This window comes from Kitasatospora purpeofusca (assembly GCF_036010405.1).
GTDB classification, from domain to species: Bacteria; Actinomycetota; Actinomycetes; order Streptomycetales; family Streptomycetaceae; genus Kitasatospora; species Kitasatospora purpeofusca.
The window spans coordinates 9,531,269-9,553,021 of sequence record NZ_CP108561.1 but is presented as its reverse complement, the minus strand read 5'-3'; the positions used below and the strand labels follow the sequence as shown (position 1 = coordinate 9,553,021).

The following is a 21,753-nucleotide window of genomic DNA, read 5'->3' as shown; positions in this document are numbered from 1 at the left end:
GCCCGGCCCGCCCGGGCGAACCGCTCGTAGGCACCCTGCCCCCCGGCGCTCCGGGCCCTGGACCCGGCGCCGCCCGGGCCCCGGGTTCCCGGCGGACCGGCCCTCTCCCCCGGCCGAACGCCACCCCCCGCGCCTCCCACGCGTCTCCCGGTCCTCGGCACCGCCCGTCGGCCCCGACCGCGCCGCCCGTCCGCGCACTCCCGCCCGCGCACTCCCGGCCAGCCTCGCCGCGCCGTTGCTCCGCCCACCGCCCTGCCCCCATCCCGCGCTCCGGCCCGCGACCGTACCCGTGCCCGCACCCGCACCCGCAGCCGCACCCGCACCCGCACCCGCAGCCGGAACTGCCGCGCACCTTCCGAAAGGTGACCGACCGTCATGACCAGCTCCTCCAACGACCGCCCGCTGCTCGGCAGACGTTCCCTGCTCGGCCTCGGCCTGGGCCTCGGCGCCTCGCTCGCCCTCGCCGCGTGCGGCGACCCCGGGCAGGCCGGGACGGGCGGTTCCGCCACCGGCGGCACCCTCAAGTGGGGCTGGGCGCTGCCGACTTCGTGGGATCCGGTGTTCTCCTCGGCGGGCTGGGACGTCCACTCCCTGTCGCTGGTCTACGCGGGCCTCACCAAGCTCGACGAACAGGGCACCGCCGTACCGGCGCTGGCCTCGGCGTGGAAGTTCAGCGCCGACGGCACCTCCGTCACCTTCACCCTGCGCCCCGGGCTGACCTTCTCCGACGGCACCCCGCTGGACGCCGCGGCCGTCAAGAAGAGCCTGGACCGGGGGCGCACCGAGGCCAAGTCCCTGGTCGCCCCGCAGCTCACCAGTGTCCGCGAGGTGTCCGCGCCCGACCCGCAGACCGTACTGATCGAACTCTCCCGGCCCGACTACCAGATACCCAACCTGCTGGCCGGCAAGACCGGCATGGTCGTCAACCCGAAGGCCTTCGAGTCGGACGCCGCCGGGCTGGCCACCCGACCGGCGGGCGCCGGGCCGTTCACCCTCACCTCCTACACCCAGAACGCCAAGGCCGTGCTGCGGCGCAACCCCGCCTACTGGGACGCGACCGCGATCAAGCTGGAGAACTTCGAGGTCCACCCGCTGCCGGACGCCGCCACCGTGGTCGCCGGGCTCCAGTCCGGACAGTTCGACGTGGCCCAGATCCCGGGCAGCCAGGTGGCCGCGGCCAAGGCGGCGGGCCTGGAGGTCCAGGTGATCCCGTCCCTGGTGGTGGCGGTACTGGACGTCAACGTCGAGAAGGCGCCGTTCGACAACCCCAAGGTGGTCGAGGCGCTCAAGTTCGCGATCGACCGGGAGGCCCTGCTCAAGACCCAGCTGTTCGGCTACGGCGAGGTCAACCACCAGCCGTTCCCGAAGGGTTACGTCGGTTACGACCCCGCCTCGGCCGACCTCTACCGGTACGACCCGGCGAAGGCGCGCGCGCTGCTCACCGAGGCCGGCCACCCCGACGGCGTCGACCTCACCCTGACCACCACGGCCGCGCAGGGACTGCCCGAGCAGCTCCAGGCGCAGCTGAAGGAGGTCGGCATCCGGGCCACCATCGACGTCGTCCCGGCGGCGCAGGCCACCCAGATCGTCTACATCCAGCACGGAAAGGCCCTGTTCACCGACCAGTTCGCGGGCCGCGACTCCGCCGCGCAGGCCTTCCAGGTGCTGTTCGGCGAGCAGGGCCTGATGAACCCGGGCCGCCGTACGCCGCCGGAGCTGGCCGCCGCCGTCGAGCAGGTCTCGCGCACCCCGCTGGACTCGCCGGAGTACCCGAAGGTGCTGCGGGCGGCGACCGCGCTCGCGGTGCGCACGATGCCCAACACCTTCCTGTACAGCGTCCCCCGGCTGCTGGCCCGGCGGAAGTCCGTCTCGCCGATCCCGGCCTTCACGGCGGTGCAGCGGTTCGAGGGGGTGACCGCTTCGTGAGCGCCGTCCTGCCCCGCGCGGGCGCCCGGCTGGCGGGGCCCCTCGCCCGCCGGGCGGGGCGCGCCCCGCGCCCGCTGGGGCGGGTGCTCGCGAGCACGGTCACCGTCTTCCTGCTCTCCTCGCTGCTCACCTTCGGCCTCGGCGCCGTCTCGGACGCCAATCCGGCGGCCGCCGTCCTCGGCGAGACCGCCACCGCGGCCGACATCGCCCGGCTGGACCACGAGTTCGGCCTGGACCGGCCGCTGCCCGCGCAGTACGGCGACTGGTTGCTCGCCGCGGTCGGCGGCGACCTCGGGACCTCCTGGTTCACCACCGTGCCGGTCGCCGACTCGATCGCCACCGCGCTCCCGGTCGACCTCTCCATCGCCGGTCTCGCCCTGCTGCTGGCCGTCCTGCTGGGTGGTGCGGCCGGTGTCGCGGCGGCGCTCAGCAACGGCGGCCGGTTGGACCGCGCGGTCACCGCCGGCTGCACCCTCCTCGGCACCCTGCCCGCCTTCGTGATCGCGATCGGACTGATCACCCTGGTCGCCGTCCAGCTGCGGCTGCTGCCCTCCGGCGGATACGTGCCGTTCTCCCGACAGCCGGGCGAGTGGCTGCGGTTCGCGCTGCTGCCGGCGCTGGCCCTCAGCCTGGACGCCGCCGCCGGCATCGCCCGCCAGCTGCGGACCTCACTGGTCGCGGAGCTGCGCCGGAACTACGCGACCGGCGCCCTGATGCGCGGACTCTCCCGGCGCCGGGTGCTGTTCGGCCACGCGCTGCGGAACGCCGCCGGTCCGGCCTTCACCGTGCTCGGCATGAGCGTGCCGGTCCTCATCGGCGGCGCCGTGGTCACCGAGCGGATCTTCAACCTGCCGGGGATCGCCCAACTCTCCCTCCGGGCGGCCGAGCAGCACGACGTGCCGGTGATCCAGGGCACCCTGCTGGTCACCGTCGCGGTGGTGCTCGTGGCGAACCTGGCCGTCGACGCCGTGCTCTTCGCCCTCAACCCGGTGGCCCGGCGCGGGCCCCGGCCGGAGGGACGCGCGGTGAAGGCGACCGGGACGGCGCCGGCCGTGGGAGGGACCCGGTGAACGCGCTGCGCGCCTCGCTGCGGGTGCCCGTCGCCCGCGCCGCGCTGGCCGTCCTGGCCCTCGTCCTGCTGCTGGCCCTGTTCGGCGGACGGATCGCCCCGGCGGACCCGCTCGCCCAGGACACCGCCCACCTCCTGGGCGGCCCCTCGGCGGACCACCTGCTGGGTACCGACTACCTGGGCCGCGACGTGCTGAGCCGGTTGCTGGCCGGCACCGGGCTCTCCGTGCTCGCCGCCGTCGAGGCGGTGGCCGTCGCCGCCCTGCTCGGGGTCGTCCCGGGGCTGCTGTCGGTGCGGTTCGGCGCGGCCGGGTCCTGGCTGGTCCTGCGCGCCGTGGACTCCCTGATGACGCTGCCGTTCACGCTCTTCGCGATCGCCGCCGTCGGCCTGCTCGGCAACGGGCTGCACCAGGCGATGCTGGCGCTCGGCGTCCTGCTCGCGCCGCTGTTCTTCCGCGTCAGCCGGGCCGCCGCGCTCGGGCTGGACCGGGCCCAGTACGTCGAGGCCGCCGAGCTGATGGGTGCCTCCCGGTCCTGGATCCTGCGGGTGCACATCTGGCGGAAGGTGCTGCCGACCGTCGCCGTCACCTCCGCGCACGCGCTGGCCACCGGCCTGCTGACGGTCTCCTCCCTCACCTTCCTCGGGATCGGTGTGCAACCGCCGGCCCCGACCTGGGGCGGCATGCTCGCCAGCGACCTCGGCTTCCTGGCCCAGCAGCCGTGGGCACCGGTCCCGCCCGCCGTGCTGATCATGCTCACCGTCGGGGCGCTGAACCTGCTGGCCGACGTCCTCGCGGACACCGACCGGACCGGCGCCGCTCCGGCCACCGCCCGCACGCGCCGGGTTGCCGGGAGGCGTGCCGCGTCGGACGTGCCGTCCGTACCGGACCGGAAGGAGCACGACCATGTCCCCCACCCCGCCTGAGCCCGACCGTCCCGCTTCTGCCGATCGCACCGCCGCGCTGCGGGTCGAGGGGCTGCACGTGACCGTCGGCCACGGCCGCACCGAGGCCGTCCGCGACGTCTCGTTCGACATCCTCCCCGGCGAGGCCGTCGGGCTGGTCGGCGAGTCCGGCAGCGGCAAGACGCTCACCTGCCGCTCGGTGCTCGGCCTGCCGTCGCCCGGCGTCGCCGTGTCCGCCGGACGGATCGTCCTCGGCGGCACGGCGGACGACGGCGACGGCAACGGCAACGACGCGGATCTCGTCGCCCTGACCGACCGCCAGTGGCAACAGGTGCGCGGCACCCGGATCGGCGCCGTCTTCCAGGACCCGGGCTCGTACCTCAACCCCACCCTCACCGTCGGGCGCCAGCTCGGCGAGCCGCTGCGCCGACGCGGGCTCACCCGGGCCGAGGCCCGCCGACGGGCGGTGGAACTCTTCGAGGCCGTCGGACTGCACGACCCGGAGCGGGTCCACGACAGCTACCCGCACGAACTCTCCGGCGGCATGCTCCAGCGGGTCCTGATCGCGGTCGCGATCTCCGGCGAACCGCAGCTGCTGGTCGCCGACGAGGCCACCACCGCGCTGGACACCGTCGTCCAGGCCGAGGTGCTGGACCTGCTGGACGTGCTGCGCGACCGGCACGGGCTGGCCCTGCTGCTGGTCAGCCACGACCTGGCGGTGGTCGCCGAGGTGTGCGACCGGGTCCTCGTGCTCTACGCGGGCGAGGTCGTCGAGGAGGGCCCCACCGCCGAGGTGGTCGCCGCCCCGGCCCACCCGTACACCGAGGCGCTGCTGCGGGTCGCCGCCCTGGGCCGCCGCGACCGCCGGGAGCTCGCCGTCATCCCCGGCCGGCCGCCCGAGCCCGGCGCCACCGGGGCAGGCTGCCGCTTCGCCCCCCGATGCGAGTACGCCACCCCCGTCTGCACCGAGCAGGCCGTCCCGCTCACGCCCGTCCCCGCCCCGGGGACCGGCCCTCGAAGCGGCACCGGAAGCGACACCGGCGCCGCCGGCCGGGCGGCGCGCTGCCTGCGCAGCGCGGAACTGCTCCTCACCGGCGTCCGCGATCGGGCGGACGCCACGCAACGAACGGAGGTCCCGATGTGAGCATCACCACCATCGCCCCGTCGATCACGGACGGGCCGACGCCCGCCACCGGATCCCCCACCCTGCGGATCGAGCGGTTGGAGGTCCGCTACGGCCGCACCCCCGTGCTCGGCGGGGTCGACCTGGAGGCACGCTCCGGCGAGATCCTGGGCCTCATCGGGGAGACCGGCTCCGGGAAGACCACCCTCGCCCGGGCCGTGGCCGGGCTCGCCCCCGTCACCGCCGGCCGGATCACCGTGGACGGCACCGACCGCACCGCCCTGCACGGCCGGTCCCTGCGGACGGCGCGGCGTACCGGCACCGTCCAGTACATGTTCCAGGACCCGCTGCGTTCCCTCGACCCCGATCTGACGGTGGCCCGCCTCGTCGGCGAACCGCTCGCCGTGGCCGGCGTCCCCCGTTCCGAGCACGGGCCGAGGGTGCGGGAGGCGCTCGACCAGGTCGGCCTGGACACCGCGCTCGCCTCCCGCACCCCCGGCGCGCTGTCGGGCGGCCAGCGCCAGCGGGTCGCCCTGGCCCGGGCCATCGTCGGACGGCCCCGGCTGCTGCTGGCCGACGAACCGGCCAGCGCCCTGGACGCCTCCAACCGCAACCACGTGCTGCGCCTGCTGGACCGGCTCCGCCATGAACTGGGACTGGCCGTCGTGGTGATCTCGCACGACCTCGACTCGCTGGCCGGGATCGCCGACCGGATCGCCGTGCTCTACCGGGGCCGGATCGTCGAGCAGGGCCCGGCGGAGGCGGTACTGGACCGGCCGCTGCACCCGTACAGCGCGCTGCTGGCCGCCTCGGCGCCGGGCCCGGATCCCGCCCGGCGGACCGTGCTGCGGCTGCTGCGGGCGCCGGCCGGGGCCGCCGTCCCCGCCGGGGGCTGCGGGTTCGCGCACCGGTGCCCGGTCGCGGACACGGCCTGCGCGGCGGTGCCGGAACTCGGCCCGGCCCCCGCGGTCTCCACCACGGGTCCGGAGGCGCACGCCGTCGCCTGCCACCACACCCCGGACTGGCGGGCCCGGCTCCACCCGGACGACACCGTTCGCACCCCCGACGCCACCACCACCTAGGAGCAGCCCCGATGCCCCCGGCCGCCGCACCACCCGCACCCGCCGCACCCGCCCGACCGGCACCCCCGCTTCGTGCCCTCGACGAACCGCCCGACCTCGACGGGCTGCCCGCCCTGACCGCCGCCCTCGCCGAGCGGGCCGCCGAGCACGACCGGGACGCCACCCTCCCCGCCGAGGGCATCGCGCTCGTCCACCGGGCCGGTCTGCTCACCGCGACCGTCGCCGAACGGCACGGCGGCCCCGGCCGCGGGCTCGCCGACACCGTCCGGATCCTGCGCGCGCTCGGCGCGGGCGACCCGGCGGTCGCCCTGGTCACCGCGATGACGCTGTTCGTCCACGCCGCCGAGGCGCGCGAGGCCCACTGGCCGGCCGGTCCGCTGGCGCACCTGCTCGCCGAGTCGGCCGAGCGTCCCACCCTGGTCAACCACGTCCGGGTGGAGCCGGAGCTCGGCACCCCCGTGCGCGGCGGGCTGCCGGCGACGGTGGCCGAACGGCGCGGCGACGGGTGGGAGCTGACCGGACGCAAGATCTTCTCCACCGGCGCGCCCGCGCTGCGCTGGCTGCTGGTGTGGGCCCGCACCGACGAACCCGAGCCCCGGGTCGGCTCGTTCCTGGTCCGCGGCGACCTGCCCGGCATCACCGTCGAGCCGACCTGGGACCACCTCGGCCTGCGGGCCAGCCGCAGCGACGATGTGCTGCTGGACGCCGTACGAGTCCCGCTCGACCACACCGCACGCCTCGCCGCCCCTACCCCGGAGGGCGGCCGGGACCCGGTCGGCGCCGCCTGGAACTCGCTCGGCCTGGCGGCCCTCTACCTGGGCGTCGCCCGTGCGGCGCAGTCCTGGCTCACCGCCTTCCTGCACGAGCGGACCCCGAGCGCCCTGGGCGCGCCCCTGGCGAGCCTGCCCCGCTTCCAGAGCGAACTCGGCCTGATCGACGTCGAACTCGGCGGCGCCGAGCGGCTGGTGGCCGCCCTGGCCGCAGCCGTCGACGCGGACGAGCCGTCGGCCGTGGACGAGGCGCCCGGGGCGAAGCTGCTCGGCACCCGCGCCGCCGTCGACTCCGTCCAGCGGGCCGTCGCCCTGGTGGGCAACCACGGCCTGACCAGGCACCACCCGCTCCAGCGGCACCTGCGCGACGTGCTGTGCGCCCGGGTGCACACCCCGCAGGACGACACCGTCCTGCTCGCCCGGGGCCGGGCCGCCCTGCACCGCCCGACGGTCGGCTGACCGGCTCCCTCCTCCCCTCCCCTCCCCTCCCCTCCCCTCCCCTCCCCTCCCCTCCCCTCCCCTCCCCTCCCCTCCCCTCCCCTCCCCTCCCCTCCCCTCCTTCCCCGTCCCCTCCCGATCCCCCGTGCCAAGTCCCGCGCCAAGACCCTTGCCAAGAAAGGCAGACCACCATGCCCGTCGAGTTCATCGGCATGATCTCCACCCACGACGTCTCCGAGACCCGCCCCGCCCACGGCCCGGTGGTCGACCCCGACTACACCCGCCGGTTCGCCCGGGCCCACGAGGAGGCCGGCTTCGACCGCATCCTGATCGCCCACTCCTCGGCCAGCCCCGACCCCAACCAGGTCGCCGCGTTCGCCGCCGCGAACACCGAGCGGCTGGGCCTGCTGATCGCGCACCGCCCCGGCTTCATCGCGCCCACCGTCGCCGCCCGCACCTTCGCGACCCTGGACCGGTTCTCCGGCGGCCGGGTCGCCGTCCACATCATCACCGGCGGCCACGACGCCGAGCAGCGCCGCGACGGCGACTACCTCACCAAGGACGAGCGCTACGCCCGCACCGACGACTACCTGACCGTGCTCACCAAGGCCTGGACCGCCGAGGAGCCGTTCGACCACGAGGGCCCGTACTACCGCCTCGCCGACTTCAAGTCCGAGGTGCTGCCGGTCCAGCGACCGCGCATCCCGCTGTTCTTCGGCGGCTCCTCCGAGGCCGCCTACCGCGTCGGCGGAAAGCACGCCGACACCTTCGCGCTGTGGGGCGAGCCACTCGCCGAGACCGCGCAGCAGATCGCCTCCGTCCGCGCCGCCGCCACCGCCGCCGGGCGCACCGACGTCCAGGGCATCAGCGTCTCCTTCCGTCCGATCCTCGGCCGCACCGAGGAGGAGGCGTGGGAGCGCGCCCACCGCATCCTGGCCACCATCAAGGAGCGCAACGACGTCTTCGGCGGGCGTCGCCCGATCCTGCCGACCGGCCCCGGGGCCGCGCCGCAGAACGTCGGCTCCCAGCGCCTGCTGGCCGCCGCCGCCAAGGGCGACCGGCACGACCGCGCGCTGTGGACGGCCCCGGCCGCCGCGACCGGCGCCGCCGGGAACTCGACCGCCCTGGTCGGCACACCGGAGACGGTCGCCCAGGCGCTGCTGGACTACGTCGACCTCGGCGCCACCACGCTGCTGATCCGCGGCTACGACCCGTTGGACGACGCCCTCGACTACGGCAAGGAGCTCATCCCGCTGGTGCGCCAGGAGGTCGCCCACCGCGACGCCCGGGCGGCGCGGGAGGCCGACGCGGCCCGCGCGGTCGAGGCCGAGGCCGCGCGGGCCGAGGCCGCACAGGCCGCCGTCGCGGTGTCCGGTGCCGCCCGATGACCACCACCGCCGCCTCCCCGGTGCCGCTGACCGGCCCGCCCTCCGCCGTCTGGGAGCCCGCCGCCGACGTCACCGTGCGCGGCACCGTCCTGCTACTGCCCGGCCGGGGCGAGCACCCGGGTGTGTACGCCCGCTTCGGCCGGCGGCTGGCCTTCGACGGCTACCGCGTGGTCGTCCCGGCGGTACCCGCCGCAGGCTCCGCCCCGCTGGACCGGGTGGACCTGGCCGGTCCGGTCACCGAGGCCCGCGGGAGCGCCCCGCCAGGCACCCCCGTGGTCCTGGCCGGCTCGGACACCGGCGCCCTGCTCGCGCTGGCCGCCGCCCGGCGGGCCGCCCCAGACGGGCTGCTGCTCGTCGGCCTGCCCACCACGGTCCCCCCGCCCGGCGCCCCGGACACCGCCGACAACTGGACGGACGAGCTCGGCGCCCGGACGTCCTGCCCTGCGCACCGGGGCCTGCTGGCCGCCGACCCGGACTTCCGGCCCGGCGCGCTCGCCGAGGACGTCCCCGCCGACCTCGCCCGGGCGGCCGAGGAGGCGGCCTCCGACGACGTACCGGTCTCCGACATACCGGTCTCCGGGGTGCCGGTCCTGGTGGTGCACGGGTCCGCCGACCCGGTGTCGCCGCCCGCCACCGCGCGGCGGTTCGCCGGACGCCTCGCCGCCGACCTCGTCCTGGTCGCCGACGGCCGGCACGACGCGCTCAACGACGCCGCCCACCGCAGCGTCGCCGCCGCCGTCGTCCAGTGGCTGGAACGCCTGCGGGGCGGCCCGCACCTGCCCGCCCGGATCGTCACCACCGACGCGGGCGGACGCACCCCCGACCCGCGTGCCCTGGAAGGAAACCCGGCATGACCACCCTCGACGAACGACCCGTCCTCACCCAGCCGTCCGCACTCGCCCAGCCGTCCGCGCTCGCCCAGCCGTCCGCGCTCGCCGGAGCCCACGGCGCCGACCTGCTCCGCAGCGCCCTGCGCCGGCACGCGGCCGGCGTCACGGTGATCACCGCGGCCGGACCCGGCGGCCCCGTCGGCTTCACCGCCACCTCCTTCACCTCGGTCAGCCTGGACCCCGCCCTGGTGTCCTTCTACCTGTCGGCCACCGCCTCGTCCGCACCCGCGGTACGGGAGGCCGAGGCCTTCACCGTGCACATCCTGCGCGACGACCAGCGGGAGCTGGCGAACCGCTTCGCCCGCAGCGGGATCGACCGCTTCGCCGGTACCGACTGGCACACCGGCCCGTACGGCACGCCCGTCCTCGCGGGCGCCGCCGCCCGGCTCACGGCCCGCCCGTTCCTGCTCCAGCCGGTCGGCGACCACCTGCTGGTCGTCGGCGAGGTGCTGGCCGTGGACACCACCGACGGCCCGCCGCTGGTCCACCACGACGGCGGCTACGGCGGCTTCGCCCCGGTCCGGGAGGGCTGAGCCGCCATGGCGCTGACCGCCCACTGGTTCCTGCCGACCACCGGGGACAGCCGGCACGTCGTCGGCGGCGGCCACGGCTCGACCCCCGGCACCGCCGGCACCGACCGGCCGCCGAGCATCGCCTACCTCGGCCAGATCGCGCGCAGCGCGGAGCAGCTCGGCTTCACCGGGGCGCTGACGCCGACCGGCGCCTGGTGCGAGGACGCCTGGCTCACCACCGCGATGCTCACCCGGGAGACCGAGCGACTGAAGTACCTGGTGGCCTTCCGGCCCGGTCAGCTCAGCCCGACGCTGGCCGCCCAGATGGCCACCAGCTACCAGAACCAGTCGGGCGGCCGGCTGCTGCTCAACGTCGTCACCGGCGGCGAGTCCGCCGAGCAGCGCGCGTACGGGGACTTCCTCGACAAGGCGGGCCGCTACGCCCGCACCGGCGAGTTCCTGTCCATCACCGGCCGGCTCTGGCGCGGCGAACAGGTCGACCACCGCAGCACCCACCTCCGGGTGGAGGCCGCCCGGCTGACCCGGCTGCCGGAACCGGTGCCCGAGGTGTACTTCGGCGGCTCCTCGCCGGAGGCCGCCGAGGTCGCCGCCCGGCACGCCGACGTCTACCTCACCTGGGGCGAGCCGCCCGCCATGGTCGCCGAGAAGATCCGGCACATCCGCGAACTCGCCGCCCGGCACGGCCGCGCGCCGCGGTTCGGCATCCGGCTGCACGTCATCACCCGCGACACCGCGCGGGCGGCGTGGGCGGAGGCCGACCGACTGCTCGCCGGCATGGACCCGGCGCGGATCGCCGAGACGCAGGCGGCGCTGGCCCGCAGCGAGTCCGAGGGCCAGCGGCGGATGCGCCTGCTGCACGGCGGCTCGACCGACCGGCTGGAGGTCTCGCCCAACCTGTGGGCCGGGATCGGCCTGGTGCGCGGCGGCGCGGGCACCGCCCTCGTCGGCGACCACCGCGAGGTGGCGGACCGGATCGAGGAGTACCACCGGCTGGGCGTGGACGAGTTCATCCTCTCCGGCGCCCCGCACCTGGAGGAGGCGTACTGGGTCGGGGAGAACGTGCTGCCGATCCTGGCCGGGCGGGGGCTCTGGAAGCGCGAGGCCTGACGGGGGCGGCCGGTCGGGCGACGGGGTGCGCCCCCGTCGCCCGACCAGCCCCTCCCCCAGGTCCTCGTCACCCCAGTCGTGCGTCGAACTCCAGCGTCCCGACGAGTTCACCGACGCGGTGCTCCGGCAGGCCCCGGGAGACGAACCAGGCGCCGACGTTGCGCACGTCCCGCTCCAGGAACGCCCGCCCGCGCGGATTCGCTACGACGTCCACGATCTGCGGCACATCGATGATCACCAGCCGCCCCTCGTGGACCAGGATGTTGTACGCCGAGAGGTCCCCGTGCGCGTACCCGTCACCGGCCAGCAGCGACAGGCTGCGGCCGAGCTGGTCCCACAGGTCCTCGACGTCCACCTCCTCCGCCCGCAGCTGCGCGAGCCGGGGCGCGGCGGTGCCGCTCTCGTCGCCGACGAACTCCATCAGGATCTCCGTGCCCAAGATCTGCACCGGGTAGGGGACGGCCACCCCGGCCGACCAGAGCCGGCACAGCGCGGTGAACTCGGCGCCGGCCCACTGCGCGGCGATGGCCTCCTTGCCGAACGCGGTCCGCTTGGCCATCGCCCGGGCGATCCGGGACTCCTTGTGCCGACGCCCCTCCAGGTACCCGGAGTCCCGGTGGAACATCCGGTGCTGGGAGTCGCGGTAGCGCTTGGCCGCCATCAGCGTGCGGCGGTCCGTGCCCGGCACCGCGCGCTCCAGGAGGAAGACGTCCGCCTCCTTGCCGGTCTTCACCAGCCCGAGTTCGGTGTCCACGGCCGCGAGTTCGGTCACCACCCAGGCAGGGCGCGGCTCGGGCCCCTTCTCGGTGGGGGTGGACTGGTCCCAGGTCGACCAGCGGTCGCCCCCGGCCGGGCCGCCGTCGGGGTTGCCGTCGTAGCTGTCGTAGCTGTCAAAACTGTCGTAGCTGTCGTAGCTGTCGTCGTGATTGTCGTGCTCGCCGTCGTGGTGCTCGTGGTCGCCGTGGAAGTCGGCGTACTCGTGACCGTCGACGGCGTAGGCCCCGTGGTCGTCGAACCCGAACACGACCTCGGGCTCGTGATCGTCGAACCGCTCGGACCGGCGGCCACGACGGGGTGCGCCCTTGGCGCGGATACGGGAGAAGGATTCGGTGTCGGTGGTGGAAAAGCGCTCACGCACTGTGGTGGCTCCTGGGGAACAGCCCACCAGTGCGCCAGTTGCGAGGCGTCGTCAGCCGGTGGGCGAAAGACGAGAGGAAGAGGCGTATGGCGCGCACACAAAGGCGCGCCGCGACACGGCGGCGACCATCGAAACGCACCTCCTCTGCTTCTCCACGTCAGTCCCCACGCCACGGCAGCCCTGCGGCGCGAACGAGTCAGAGCTTAGCGACTTCCGGAATCGGCGCAACCGAATTTCCCGCCCGCCCCCGCACCGCCCGCCCCCGCACCACCCGCCCCGGCACGGCCCACCCCGGCACGGCCCGACATGCCACGCCCGGCCCAAGGTCGCCGACCGTTGCGGCGCGGCACGCGACAATGCGGGTCGTCGTACGAGCCCGGAGGGTCGAAGCATGGTCGGTGCCGCGCAGTTCCACGCCTGGAACATCCAGGAGTCCGGTCCCCCCGACGCCCCGCACCGGGTGCTGCTCCTGCCCGGTGGGATGTGCGGCACGACCTTCTTCGCCGACATGACGGCGGCCCCCGCACTCGCCGACGCACCGATCCGCCTGATCGCGGCGACCGTCCCCGGCCACGCCGGCACCATCGCGCCCGTGGACGTGTCGATCGAGAACTATGCGGCGATCACCGGCGCCTTCGCGGCCGAACACGGCTGCACGACCGTGGTCGGCCACAGCATCGGCGCCAACATCGCCCTGGAGATGGTGGCCGGCGGACACTTCTCCGGCCCTGTGGTGCTGCTCTCCCCCACCTTCTCGCGGCCGGACGAGTCCAAGGCGCTCGCGGTCGCCACGGCACTCGGGCGGGTCCCGGGGCTGGGTGCCGTGGTCTGGCCGGTCATGCTGTGGCTGACGCCGAAGGTCCTGGCCGAGGGCTTCCCGGAGCGGCGCCGGGAGGAGCTGGTCGCCGATCTGAAGCGGAACTCCCCGGCGTTCTGCAACCGCGCCATCGCCGAGTACTTCGCCTACCTGGACCGCCACGGCCAACTGGTGCCCCGACTGTGCGAGTCCGGCGCCCGCGCCTGGGTGGTGCGCGGCGACCGGGACGAGGTGGGGCTCACCGACACCGAGCGCGCCGCCCTCGAAGCCTGCCCCTCCGCCACCCTGGTGGAGGTCCCCGACAGCGGGCACATGGTGATGGTGGAGCAGCCCGAGGCGGTGGCCCGCCTGGTCGCCGACGTCGTCCTCGACAGCTGACACCTTTATTTCGGTGCGGACCGAAACCTCGACACCATAGGTTCTCCCGCATGAGCATCTCAGCGGCGGGCGTGGCCCCGAGGGACGGCAAGGCACTGGCGGCGGCCTCGACGACGGTGGTGCTGTGGGCATCCGCGTTCGTGGCCATCCGGAGCGCGAACGAGCACTTCGGGCCCGGTTCCCTGGCCCTCGGCCGCCTGCTGGTGGGCACGGTCGCCCTGCTCGGCCTGCTGGCCCACCGCCGCGAGGGCCTGCCCCCGCGCGCGGCCTGGCCGGGCATCGCCGTCTCGGGCGTGCTCTGGTTCGGCCTCTACATGGTCGCCCTGAACTGGGGCGAGAAGGAGGTCGAGGCAGGCACGGCGGCGATGCTGATCGGCATCGGACCGGTCCTGATCGCCTTGCTGGGCGGCTGGCTGCTGCGCGAGGGCCTCCCGTCCAAGCTGCTCGCCGGGATGGCCGTCTCCCTGACCGGCGTGATCGTGGTGGGCCTCTCCATGTCGGGCAGCGAAGGCAGTTCGGTGACCGGCATCGGCCTGTGCCTGCTCGCGGCCGTGGCCTACGCGACGGGCGTGGTGAGCCAGAAGCCGGCCCTGCGACACGCCACCGCCCTCCAGACGACGACGTTCGGCTGCCTGATCGGCGCGGTCGCCTGCCTGCCCTTCGCCCCGCAGCTGGTGTCCGACCTGGCCGCCGCACCGATGTCCGCGACCCTCAACGTGCTCTACCTCGGCCTCTTCCCCACCGCCCTGGCCTTCACCACCTGGGCCTACGCCCTCTCGCGCACCACCGCCGCCCGCATGGGCGCCACCACCTACTCCGTCCCCGCCCTCGTCGTCGCCATGGCCTGGCTCCTCCTCGGCGAAACCCCCGCCCTGCTGACCCTGGCCGGCGGCGTCCTCTGCCTGGCCGGCGTCGCCGTCACCCGCCGCACCTGACCGGGCGAGGCTTCAGATGGTCGCCCCGGTCTCGACGTCGATCTCGTCCCCCGCCGCGTCGAACGCGCTCATCCGCCCCACGAGACCCGGCGCGTCGGAGCCACTACGCCTCCGGGTCCGGTCTCTTCCTCTTCCTGATCGGGACACTCTCCGCCGTCTGCGCAACGGCAAGGGCATAGCTCACCGTGTCAGCAGTGAACGTCGGCGGCTCGACATCCGTCCAGGACTGGAAAAACGATTCCACGCATCGCCTGAGCAACTCCGGCCGCGGCGGTCCGGCCACCTCGAAGTCGACACCGTCACCCTTCCCGCCCACGACAAAAAGCCGCAAAGGCTTCCCCTCCGCGTCGAACGCTTCCCTGATGTCGCTCAGAAAATCCGGCTCGGAGGCCTGCCGGACCTCATCGCTCCCGGCGCAGGCGATCAACCAGTCGTCATCGTCCAACAGGATGCACGGGTAGATCACCTGCTCGACCTCGGCGCTCCGCTCCGCCATCGACCTACTGATGCACTGCTCCCACAGTGGCACCTCACGGGACAGCGACCGGAACGCCCTCCACTCCTCTCCGTCGATGGTGAACTCCAGCACCTGCTCCCGGAAGATCCACTTCCCAGTGGTACGAACACCGGCCTTCCCCGTCGCGATCAAGAGCACCGCGGATATCGCCGACTCCGCCGGCATCTCCTCGAGCGAGAATCCCCCGCAGAAGAAGCCGTAGTTCGACCAGTCCCCCACAGGTCGCAGGTCGATATCCAGAAGACTCCCGAGACGCACGGTGACCATTGGATCGGCTTCGTCGACATCAATCAGGACCGGCAGGAATCCGGGCATCACCTCGGCGGACGATCCTGCCGCCGCGATCCGCTCGGCCACCTCGTCGATGTCCATGTCAGCCCCTTCCGGAAACACCCGGACCCGTCGACCTTCGAGAATGCCGGTCCGGGATCGGAGCATTGCTCTCCGCGATGAACTCCACCATCGCCCACCACGAGGACGCTACGCCGCGAGCGGGCGCAGCTTGACCTCCCAGGCACGGAACTTCAGCCGCAGCAACGAGGACTGGATCTCGAACACCGGCGGCAGATCGGCGCCGTACTCGTAGTAGGTGATCGAGTCGATCCCGTCCGGATCGGCCTCCGGCTCACCGTACCAACCGTCAGAGCTCACCGCGGTCTGCTGCATGACGAGCTCACCGACATCGTGGAACTCCAGCGCGAACCGTCCACGTTTCGGGTTCCCGAACTCCAGTCGCAGCACCGCCTTCGGGTGGCCGGCCAGTGTGACCCCGAGCAGACCGAAGTCATTGTGGAGATCGAGGAAACCGCCCTCCGGGAGATCGAGGTCGGAGTAGTCGCCCGGAGCCTCCCACGGCCTCACCCCACTGAATCGCGCCTTCATCCCTTGCTCACATCTTCAGGATCCGCGGAACACTCGGCCGCGGATCTCGCTCCCATCGGACGGGGACGGCCGTTGACCAGGCCTGTCGCCCCTCGTCAATATTCTTCCATGCCGGATTCCGGCCCTCGACGAGCCCTGGTCCGCCGGACGCAGAAGGTCCGGGCCCGGGCGCGGGTGTCTCGGCGGTGGGCCGTCCGTGGCCGGCACACCGGTCGCGTGGGCCGGGACCCCCGTACGGTCGGCCGTAGAGGTTCGCCGAGGTCGCGCTCCAGCAGTCGACGTCGATCCCGTCGTGCGACGACGGGAAGAGGTCCGAGGCGACCTTGGCGCTGCTGACGTTGTAGTAGCCGTACACACCGACGCCGTGGGTGGTGCTCAGCCGGATCCCCACCGAGGCGAGGGTGGTCCGCGAGGTGGCGGCGCGCGGAGCCGCTCCCGCCGGGGCGGCGGCCACCGCTCCGCCCGTCGCCATGGCACCGAGCAGCGCCAGGGTCGCGGTCGGCTTCCTGCCGTTGAACACGGTGGTCCCCTCCTGCGGGCCGGGGCGCCGGGCGCCGGACGGTCCCCGGTCTCGCCCACCGTTGTCCCCATCCTCGGCGCCCGCGAACGGGACCTCCATGACGGCAGGTTGACGTTCGCCTGGCGTTCGGCGCGCCGGGTCGGCGGCCGGCCGGCCGGTCGGGCGCGCTGGTAGGTTCGGTGCCCCGACGGAGTGGTCTTGGTGACCTGGTGACGGAGGAGTGCTGATGGCGCTGCAGCCGGTGTTCGTGGTGGGCGGTGCGGACGTTCACTCCCTGGAGGCGGCCGGTTTCGACTCCGAGGACGAGTTCCAGCAGTTGCTGGCACGCCACCCGCGGATCCTGGACTTCGGCTCGCCGGCCGACGGGCGGCCGCTGCGGCTGTCCCTGGTGGCGCGGGAGATGGGCGTGGCCACCGGGGAGGACACCGGGCCGACGTTGTCGCTCGACCATCTGTTCGTGGACGCCGACGCGGTGCCCACGCTGGTGGAGGTGAAGCGGGCGACCGACACCCGGATCCGGCGCGAGGTGGTCGGCCAGATGCTCGACTACGCCGCCAACGGCGCCCGCTACTGGCCCGCCGCCCTGCTGCAGAAGTCGTTCGAGGACACCTGCGCGGTCGACGGCGTCCCGCTGGAGGAGGCGTACGAGGCGCTGTTGGGCGAGCGTACAACTCAGGAGTTCTGGGCGGAGGTCGAGGAGCGGCTGGCCGCCGGCCGCATGCGTCTGCTCTTCGTGGCCGACCGGATCCCGGTCGAGCTGCGGGCCGTCGTGGAGTTCCTCAACCGGCAGCTGCGTCAGACCGACGTCTACGCGGTCGAGCTGGCGCAGTACCGGGGTTCCGGGGCGCTTCGCGTCCTGGTCCCGCGCATCTACGGCGAGACCGCGGCGGTACCCGGGAAGTCCGCCTCGCCCGGCACCCGCCGGGCCGCCTGGGCCCCGAGCGAGATCGAACGGGCCGTCGGTGAGTACCCCGGCGAGCACGAGGCCGTCGCTCGGCGTCTGCTGGAACACGCGGCCGGGCACGGCCGTTGGGAGGGCGGTCGCGGCCAGTACCCCAGCGCCCTGGCCGAGTACACGGCGGGCGGCCGCGGCTTCCGGCTCTGGGCGCTGACCCTGACGCCCCGGAGCGACAAGGCACGGCTCGAATTCAGCCTGGGCACGGTCCGACAGCGCCTCGGCGCGACGGCCGCGGCCGACCTGACCGAGGACCTGCGCAAGCTGGCTCCGCTGGCGGGAAGACTCGCGGACGCGGCGGCCCGCGACTACAACCTGTGGCCCGGTCTGACCATGGACGACCTCACCCGGCCCGGCACGCTCGACACCGTACTGGCGGCCCTGGACCGGCTGCTGGCATCCGCCCGCCAGGACAGGGAGGCCGCGGACCACGCCGGTCCCGCGTGAGACCGCCGACGTCCTCCGCGAGGGACCCGGCCATTGCCCGCCCCGGTCGCGGCGGCACGGCCCTTGTCCCCGGGCGGCCCCACCGCGCACGCTGGATCGGGACCCGCGGGGTGCGAGGGACCGGCGTGCGACGGACGGGGGTGGGAGTGGCGACGGGGGCGGACGGGCGCGGGGTGCCGGCGGTGGGCCGGGCGGTGGTGCGCGGTGCGTCGGCGGTGGGCCTCGGCGCGGTCATGACGGGGGTGGTCGCCGGCCTGGGCTGGCTGTCGATGTGGGTGGTCTACCACTGGGTGTTCCTCCATGTGGTCGAGGTCGTCGTCATGCTCGTGGCTGCCGCGGCGCTGTTTCTCGGGCTGGCCGCCGGCGCGGCCTACCGGCCCGCGTGGTGGAAGGTGTCCGTGGCGTCGTTCGTCGTGTTCGCGGCCGGCTGGCTGGTCTTCGAGGACTACTGCGTGTCGATGGCCGACCAGCAGGCGCTCCACGACCGGGGCACGACCGTCCCCGCGGTGGTCGTCAAGGTGCACAAGGGCGACCAGAACTCCTCCACCACCGTCGAGGTACGCCTCGACGACGGCAGCAGGCACGGGGATGTGGAGCTGGGCGACTGGATGCCGCGGACCGGCGAGCGGACCGGCGTCACCATGGACCCCTCGGGACCGGCCCGGTCCCGCCTCGGCCCGCCTCCCGGGCCGCCCGACGCCACCGCGCGCAACGCCGGACTGGCCGTTGTCGCGGTGGGCTCCCTCGGCCTGGGCGCGCACCTCACCGGCCTGCTCGAAACCGCCCCGCTCCGAAAACCCCGGCCACCCGAGGACGCGACTCCCGCCGGACCTCGCCGACGGCGACGCCCGTGGCAACGCCGGCGGCAAGGGTGACGGCGGGCGCCCGGCGCCGCGAGGCGGAGGCGTCGTTCAGCCGGACGCGGCGAGGCTCTTCTCGAACGCGGCCAGGTAGTTGGGCAGGTGGTGGTCCCTGATGGCGTCCGTCTCGGGAGCCGGCGGGTCGGTGACGAAGCCCTTGGCCCGGTCCTTCAGCCCCGCGACGAGCGGCATGGACTCGTGGAGGCGCCCGTCCACGTCGAAGTAGCGCAGTGCCTCGACGTGGGTGAAGAACGGGCCGGGCGGAAGGTGGGGGACGATGTCGTTGTTGTTGACGAAGCGGTAGCAGCGCTGCCGGAAGGCCGTGTTGTGGGCGGCGGCGAGCAGGCGCTCGCACGTACGGGGCTGCCCGAAGGTGTAGATGCCGTCCGGCAGGAGCTGCGGCTCCTCGAGGTAGAACCTGCTGCCGGCCAGCATCGCGAGCGCGCCGCCGAGGCTGTGCCCGGTGAACCAGATGCTCTGGTTCCCGGTGCGCAACTCCTTCACGGTGTCGCGGATCCCGGGGTAGACGGACTGCAGTGCCTGGTGGAAGCCGTAGTGCACGAAGCCCTTGTTCGCCGGCCCGGGGACCGGCGGGGTGTTCACGTCGGTGAGCCAGTCGTAGATCTTGAGCACCTCGGTGCCGCGGAACCCGACGACGATCATCCGGTCACCGGCCATGACATAGGCCTGGGTGTCCTCGATCGGGAACGGCATGGCGTGCTCGGACTCGAAGTGCCTGACCTCCTGGAAGCCCCACGCCCGCGCCTGTTGGTCGATGGCCCCGCGTTCCAGCGGCGCCAGGCCCGCCGCGCGCGCCATCCAGTAGGCGTGCTGCAGGGAGTAGCGGGTCGTCGAATGGTCCAGCGCGGGAACGGCCATCGGTGTCCTCCGGGAGAGCCTGGGCGGGAGCACCCAGCACCATAGGCCCGTGGGCGAACGATCCGGCCCGGGACGCGCCGGGACGCCCGCCCGGGCTGTCCGGACGAGCCGGACCCCGGCGCCACCACCGGTGAACTGCCCCGCCCGGGACCGGAGCCCGTCGCCGACGGCCTCCACTACTCCGTTCCGGGGGAGGCACCGGGGGGGTCGGAGCGCGTTCCTCCGCCCACGACCCTCCGGTTCGCGCACTGATGGCCACATATCCGAAGGAAAGGACACTCCCGTCCCATGAGAGGAACCAGCTTCGCCGCCACCACCGCGGCCCTCCTCCTGGCCGCCGCCACCGCGACCGCCGTGCCGGCCCAGGCCGCCACCGCCGACTCCTGCGGCGGTTCCGTCAGCGACTACGTCGGGCTGGCCGCCCAACAACGCCACCACATCCCGCGGACCGACAGTCGCCGCAAGACCCGCGAGCACCAGCTCGACCACCCGCCCCGGCCCCTCACCGGCTGGCCCGCCGCGACCTGGCCCCGCCTCCCCGACGTCCTGCACCGGGCCCTCCACCCCGACCCGGCCCTCCGCCACCCCAGCACCGGACACTTCACCACCCACTTGCGCAACGCCCTCGCCCTCACCGGAGCACGCCCATGAGCCTCCCCGCCCGCCGTGCCTTCCTGCTCGCCAGCGCCGCGATCCTGGATCCCCGCGCTCACCGCCACCACCGCGGCGGCAACCACCACCACCGGCACCGGCACGGCTACGGGCACCGGATCCACCCCATCCCAGCACCGAACCAACAGCCACAGCGGCAGCCCCAGCAGCAGCCCCAGGGACAGCCACAGCTAGAGCGCTAGCACCAGCAGGTCCAAGGCGTCCCGAAGCAGCCTCAGCGTGAGCGGAAGCAGCAGTTCCAGCAGGAGCGCGTGAGCGACCAGGGGTGGGCCGCGAGCCACCTCTGCCCGACCCGAGGACGGCCCGCCCCTCCCGGAGGGAGAGATCCGGGAGCGGCCTCCGTCCCGGCCGTGGGCTCCGGCTACTCGCCGCGCTTCTTCGCTTCCTTCATCAGCTTCGTCTGCTTCCTCAGTTCCTTGACGGTCTGCTTGGTGTTCCTGGCGATCCGTTCCTTGTCGCTGCGGAAGTCGACCAGTCCGAGCGTGCCCATCGAGGTGAGCTTGCGGAAGACGCCCATGGCGCTCCTTCGTGTCCGTCGTCAGTGCGTCCGGATGAACCTACCAACCGGGCACGGAACACGGCGGACAGCACGTCGGAGACGCTGGGTCGCGCGGACCGTACGGGCGGGCCGGTCGTTCAGGTGAAGTTCCCGCCCGACGGCCGGGGGCCTCCGGGGGCGGGGGGGAAGCCTCGTGCGTGACGGCCGCTCGTCCCGAGCCGCCGCACCGCGCCGAGGAGAGTCCCCCATGCGTGTACTCCCACGCTCCGCCGCCCTCGCGGCCACCGCCCTGTCCGTGGCCGCCCTGGCCGGCCCCGTTCCCGCTGCCACCGCCACCGCTACCGCTACCACCACCGACGGCGCCACGGCCCCGCCGCCGCCCGCAGGCCGGTACCTGAACCTGCACCAGTGCGTCTACCACGGCCCCTTCCTGCCGACCAGCTTCGACCTGATGACCACCCTGGTCCCCAGCCGGGACGGCCGGTTCAGCGCAGGCACCGACATCTCCGACACCCCCGTCCCCGCAGCCGTCTGCGGCCCTGGCGACGGGACCTACGAGCCCAGCGTCTACACGGCCGCCGAGGGCTACGACCTCACCACCGGGCGCTATCTCAACCTGCACCAGTGCGTCTTCTGGAGCGACTACGACCAGGACCACCTCACCACGGTGGTCGGGACCACCGACGTCAAGTTCGTCGCCGGCACCAACGTCTCCAACACCCGTGACACCGACCCCTTCTGCGGCGGCGGGGGCACGGACCACCCCGTCCCGTTGCTGTCGAGCGCCACACCGCTGGACCTGACCACCGGCCGGTACCTCAACCTGCACCAGTGCATGTACTACTACGAAGGCTTCCGCGACCACTTCACCACGTTCGCCCCGAGCAAGGACGGGCGGTTCAGGGCCGGGACCAATATCTCCAACACCCCCGACACCCAGCCTTCCTGCGGCGCCGGGGACGGCAACTTCCGGCTGATCCCGCTCCTCTCCGGCGTCAAGGCCCTTTCGCTCGGCTGAGCACGAC

22 protein-coding genes are annotated in these 21,753 nt (G+C 74.0%); 16 read left to right on the top strand and 6 right to left on the bottom strand.

Annotated elements, in window-relative coordinates:
- Window positions 1-375: 375 nt before the first annotated feature.
- From OG715_RS41290 to OG715_RS41245, 10 genes are all read left to right on the top strand, one after another.
- A complete protein-coding gene (locus OG715_RS41290) occupies window positions 376-1,926 on the top strand; it encodes an ABC transporter substrate-binding protein (RefSeq protein ID WP_266272038.1) in 1,551 nt (516 codons plus the stop codon).
- Window positions 1,923-2,996 carry an ABC transporter permease gene (locus OG715_RS41285; protein WP_266272039.1) on the top strand — a complete coding sequence of 358 codons (1,074 nt, stop codon included), beginning with the start codon at window positions 1,923-1,925 and terminating at the stop codon, window positions 2,994-2,996. The genes OG715_RS41290 and OG715_RS41285 overlap by 4 nt, the downstream gene beginning before the upstream one ends.
- The gene (locus OG715_RS41280; protein WP_266272040.1) at window positions 2,993-3,919 is read left to right on the top strand and encodes an ABC transporter permease; all 927 of its coding nucleotides are present in this window, start codon (window positions 2,993-2,995) and stop codon (window positions 3,917-3,919) included. Before OG715_RS41285 ends, OG715_RS41280 begins: the two co-directional genes overlap by 4 nt.
- Entirely contained in the window at window positions 3,900-5,042 is a 1,143-nt protein-coding gene (locus OG715_RS41275; RefSeq protein ID WP_266272041.1) for an ABC transporter ATP-binding protein, read from the top strand. Before OG715_RS41280 ends, OG715_RS41275 begins: the two co-directional genes overlap by 20 nt.
- A gap of 2 nt (window positions 5,043-5,044) precedes the next feature.
- Window positions 5,045-6,103 (top strand): ABC transporter ATP-binding protein, encoded by a 1,059-nt coding sequence (locus tag OG715_RS41270; RefSeq protein ID WP_407661158.1) that lies wholly within the window; start codon window positions 5,045-5,047, stop codon window positions 6,101-6,103.
- Between the two features lie 11 nt (window positions 6,104-6,114).
- Window positions 6,115-7,332 (top strand): acyl-CoA dehydrogenase family protein, encoded by a 1,218-nt coding sequence (locus tag OG715_RS41265; protein ID WP_266272044.1) that lies wholly within the window; start codon window positions 6,115-6,117, stop codon window positions 7,330-7,332.
- A gap of 170 nt (window positions 7,333-7,502) precedes the next feature.
- Entirely contained in the window at window positions 7,503-8,699 is a 1,197-nt protein-coding gene (locus OG715_RS41260; protein ID WP_266272045.1) for an LLM class flavin-dependent oxidoreductase, read from the top strand.
- Window positions 8,696-9,553 (top strand): alpha/beta hydrolase, encoded by an 858-nt coding sequence (locus OG715_RS41255; RefSeq protein ID WP_266272046.1) that lies wholly within the window; start codon window positions 8,696-8,698, stop codon window positions 9,551-9,553. Before OG715_RS41260 ends, OG715_RS41255 begins: the two co-directional genes overlap by 4 nt.
- Window positions 9,550-10,122: a flavin reductase family protein gene (locus OG715_RS41250; RefSeq protein ID WP_266272047.1), complete on the top strand. Its 573-nt coding sequence runs from the start codon at window positions 9,550-9,552 to the stop codon at window positions 10,120-10,122. The genes OG715_RS41255 and OG715_RS41250 overlap by 4 nt, the downstream gene beginning before the upstream one ends.
- Window positions 10,123-10,128: 6 nt before the next feature.
- Window positions 10,129-11,229: an LLM class flavin-dependent oxidoreductase gene (locus tag OG715_RS41245; RefSeq protein WP_266272048.1), complete on the top strand. Its 1,101-nt coding sequence runs from the start codon at window positions 10,129-10,131 to the stop codon at window positions 11,227-11,229.
- Window positions 11,230-11,296: 67 nt separating this feature from the next.
- Here OG715_RS41245 and OG715_RS41240 read toward each other — a convergent pair whose 3' ends face one another.
- Window positions 11,297-12,367, bottom strand: a complete 1,071-nt coding sequence (locus OG715_RS41240; RefSeq protein WP_266272049.1) for a serine protein kinase RIO — start codon at window positions 12,365-12,367, stop codon at window positions 11,297-11,299.
- A gap of 391 nt (window positions 12,368-12,758) precedes the next feature.
- Here OG715_RS41240 and OG715_RS41235 point away from each other — a divergent pair, with 391 nt between their 5' ends.
- Window positions 12,759-13,562 carry an alpha/beta fold hydrolase gene (locus OG715_RS41235; RefSeq protein WP_266272050.1) on the top strand — a complete coding sequence of 268 codons (804 nt, stop codon included), beginning with the start codon at window positions 12,759-12,761 and terminating at the stop codon, window positions 13,560-13,562.
- Window positions 13,563-13,612: 50 nt separating this feature from the next.
- The gene (locus OG715_RS41230) at window positions 13,613-14,497 is read left to right on the top strand and encodes a DMT family transporter (RefSeq protein ID WP_266272051.1); all 885 of its coding nucleotides are present in this window, start codon (window positions 13,613-13,615) and stop codon (window positions 14,495-14,497) included.
- A 103-nt stretch (window positions 14,498-14,600) separates the two neighbouring features.
- Here OG715_RS41230 and OG715_RS41225 read toward each other — a convergent pair whose 3' ends face one another.
- The 3 genes from OG715_RS41225 to OG715_RS41215 all read right to left on the bottom strand — a co-directional run bounded on the left by OG715_RS41225 (window position 14,601) and on the right by OG715_RS41215 (window position 16,416).
- Window positions 14,601-15,386, bottom strand: coding sequence for a hypothetical protein (locus tag OG715_RS41225; protein WP_266272052.1), 786 nt, complete (start codon window positions 15,384-15,386; stop codon window positions 14,601-14,603).
- A gap of 108 nt (window positions 15,387-15,494) precedes the next feature.
- The gene (locus OG715_RS41220) at window positions 15,495-15,875 is read right to left on the bottom strand and encodes a hypothetical protein (RefSeq protein ID WP_266272053.1); all 381 of its coding nucleotides are present in this window, start codon (window positions 15,873-15,875) and stop codon (window positions 15,495-15,497) included.
- Window positions 15,876-15,903: 28 nt separating this feature from the next.
- Window positions 15,904-16,416, bottom strand: a complete 513-nt coding sequence (locus OG715_RS41215; protein WP_266272054.1) for a hypothetical protein — start codon at window positions 16,414-16,416, stop codon at window positions 15,904-15,906.
- A 226-nt stretch (window positions 16,417-16,642) separates the two neighbouring features.
- Between OG715_RS41215 and OG715_RS41210 the strand changes: the two genes are divergently transcribed.
- Both OG715_RS41210 and OG715_RS41205 read left to right on the top strand, forming a co-directional pair.
- On the top strand, window positions 16,643-17,818 hold the full coding sequence (locus OG715_RS41210) for a PDDEXK family nuclease (RefSeq protein WP_266272055.1): 1,176 nt from the start codon (window positions 16,643-16,645) through the stop codon (window positions 17,816-17,818).
- A gap of 146 nt (window positions 17,819-17,964) precedes the next feature.
- A complete protein-coding gene (locus tag OG715_RS41205) occupies window positions 17,965-18,693 on the top strand; it encodes a hypothetical protein (protein WP_266272056.1) in 729 nt (242 codons plus the stop codon).
- 36 nt (window positions 18,694-18,729) lie between these two features.
- Here the strand turns inward: OG715_RS41205 and OG715_RS41200 are convergent, their stop codons facing one another.
- Window positions 18,730-19,557 carry a lipase family protein gene (locus tag OG715_RS41200; RefSeq protein WP_266272057.1) on the bottom strand — a complete coding sequence of 276 codons (828 nt, stop codon included), beginning with the start codon at window positions 19,555-19,557 and terminating at the stop codon, window positions 18,730-18,732.
- A 288-nt stretch (window positions 19,558-19,845) separates the two neighbouring features.
- Between OG715_RS41200 and OG715_RS41195 the strand changes: the two genes are divergently transcribed.
- Window positions 19,846-20,208: a protein kinase family protein gene (locus OG715_RS41195; protein WP_266272058.1), complete on the top strand. Its 363-nt coding sequence runs from the start codon at window positions 19,846-19,848 to the stop codon at window positions 20,206-20,208.
- A 382-nt stretch (window positions 20,209-20,590) separates the two neighbouring features.
- Here the strand turns inward: OG715_RS41195 and OG715_RS41190 are convergent, their stop codons facing one another.
- Window positions 20,591-20,746 carry a hypothetical protein gene (locus OG715_RS41190; protein WP_266272059.1) on the bottom strand — a complete coding sequence of 52 codons (156 nt, stop codon included), beginning with the start codon at window positions 20,744-20,746 and terminating at the stop codon, window positions 20,591-20,593.
- 229 nt (window positions 20,747-20,975) lie between these two features.
- On the opposite strand from OG715_RS41190, the gene OG715_RS41185 reads away from it, so the two are divergent.
- Complete coding sequence (locus OG715_RS41185) at window positions 20,976-21,746, top strand: hypothetical protein (RefSeq protein WP_266272060.1); 771 nt, start codon at window positions 20,976-20,978, stop codon at window positions 21,744-21,746.
- Window positions 21,747-21,753 lie beyond the last annotated feature (7 nt).

What these genes read in the sequence shown, in the direction of transcription:
- OG715_RS41265 (WP_266272044.1), top strand. Translation starts at nt 6,115, where the DNA reads ATGCCCCCGGCCGCCGCACCACCCGCACCCGCCGCACCCGCCCGACCG.
- OG715_RS41200 (WP_266272057.1), bottom strand. Translation starts at nt 19,557, where the DNA reads ATGGCCGTTCCCGCGCTGGACCATTCGACGACCCGCTACTCCCTGCAG.
- OG715_RS41195 (WP_266272058.1), top strand. Translation starts at nt 19,846, where the DNA reads ATGAGAGGAACCAGCTTCGCCGCCACCACCGCGGCCCTCCTCCTGGCC.
- OG715_RS41290 (WP_266272038.1), top strand. Translation starts at nt 376, where the DNA reads ATGACCAGCTCCTCCAACGACCGCCCGCTGCTCGGCAGACGTTCCCTG.
- OG715_RS41185 (WP_266272060.1), top strand. Translation starts at nt 20,976, where the DNA reads ATGCGTGTACTCCCACGCTCCGCCGCCCTCGCGGCCACCGCCCTGTCC.
- OG715_RS41245 (WP_266272048.1), top strand. Translation starts at nt 10,129, where the DNA reads ATGGCGCTGACCGCCCACTGGTTCCTGCCGACCACCGGGGACAGCCGG.
- OG715_RS41210 (WP_266272055.1), top strand. Translation starts at nt 16,643, where the DNA reads ATGGCGCTGCAGCCGGTGTTCGTGGTGGGCGGTGCGGACGTTCACTCC.
- OG715_RS41255 (WP_266272046.1), top strand. Translation starts at nt 8,696, where the DNA reads ATGACCACCACCGCCGCCTCCCCGGTGCCGCTGACCGGCCCGCCCTCC.
- OG715_RS41235 (WP_266272050.1), top strand. Translation starts at nt 12,759, where the DNA reads ATGGTCGGTGCCGCGCAGTTCCACGCCTGGAACATCCAGGAGTCCGGT.
- OG715_RS41225 (WP_266272052.1), bottom strand. Translation starts at nt 15,386, where the DNA reads ATGGACATCGACGAGGTGGCCGAGCGGATCGCGGCGGCAGGATCGTCC.
- OG715_RS41260 (WP_266272045.1), top strand. Translation starts at nt 7,503, where the DNA reads ATGCCCGTCGAGTTCATCGGCATGATCTCCACCCACGACGTCTCCGAG.
- OG715_RS41250 (WP_266272047.1), top strand. Translation starts at nt 9,550, where the DNA reads ATGACCACCCTCGACGAACGACCCGTCCTCACCCAGCCGTCCGCACTC.
- OG715_RS41230 (WP_266272051.1), top strand. Translation starts at nt 13,613, where the DNA reads ATGAGCATCTCAGCGGCGGGCGTGGCCCCGAGGGACGGCAAGGCACTG.
- OG715_RS41190 (WP_266272059.1), bottom strand. Translation starts at nt 20,746, where the DNA reads ATGGGCGTCTTCCGCAAGCTCACCTCGATGGGCACGCTCGGACTGGTC.
- OG715_RS41275 (WP_266272041.1), top strand. Translation starts at nt 3,900, where the DNA reads ATGTCCCCCACCCCGCCTGAGCCCGACCGTCCCGCTTCTGCCGATCGC.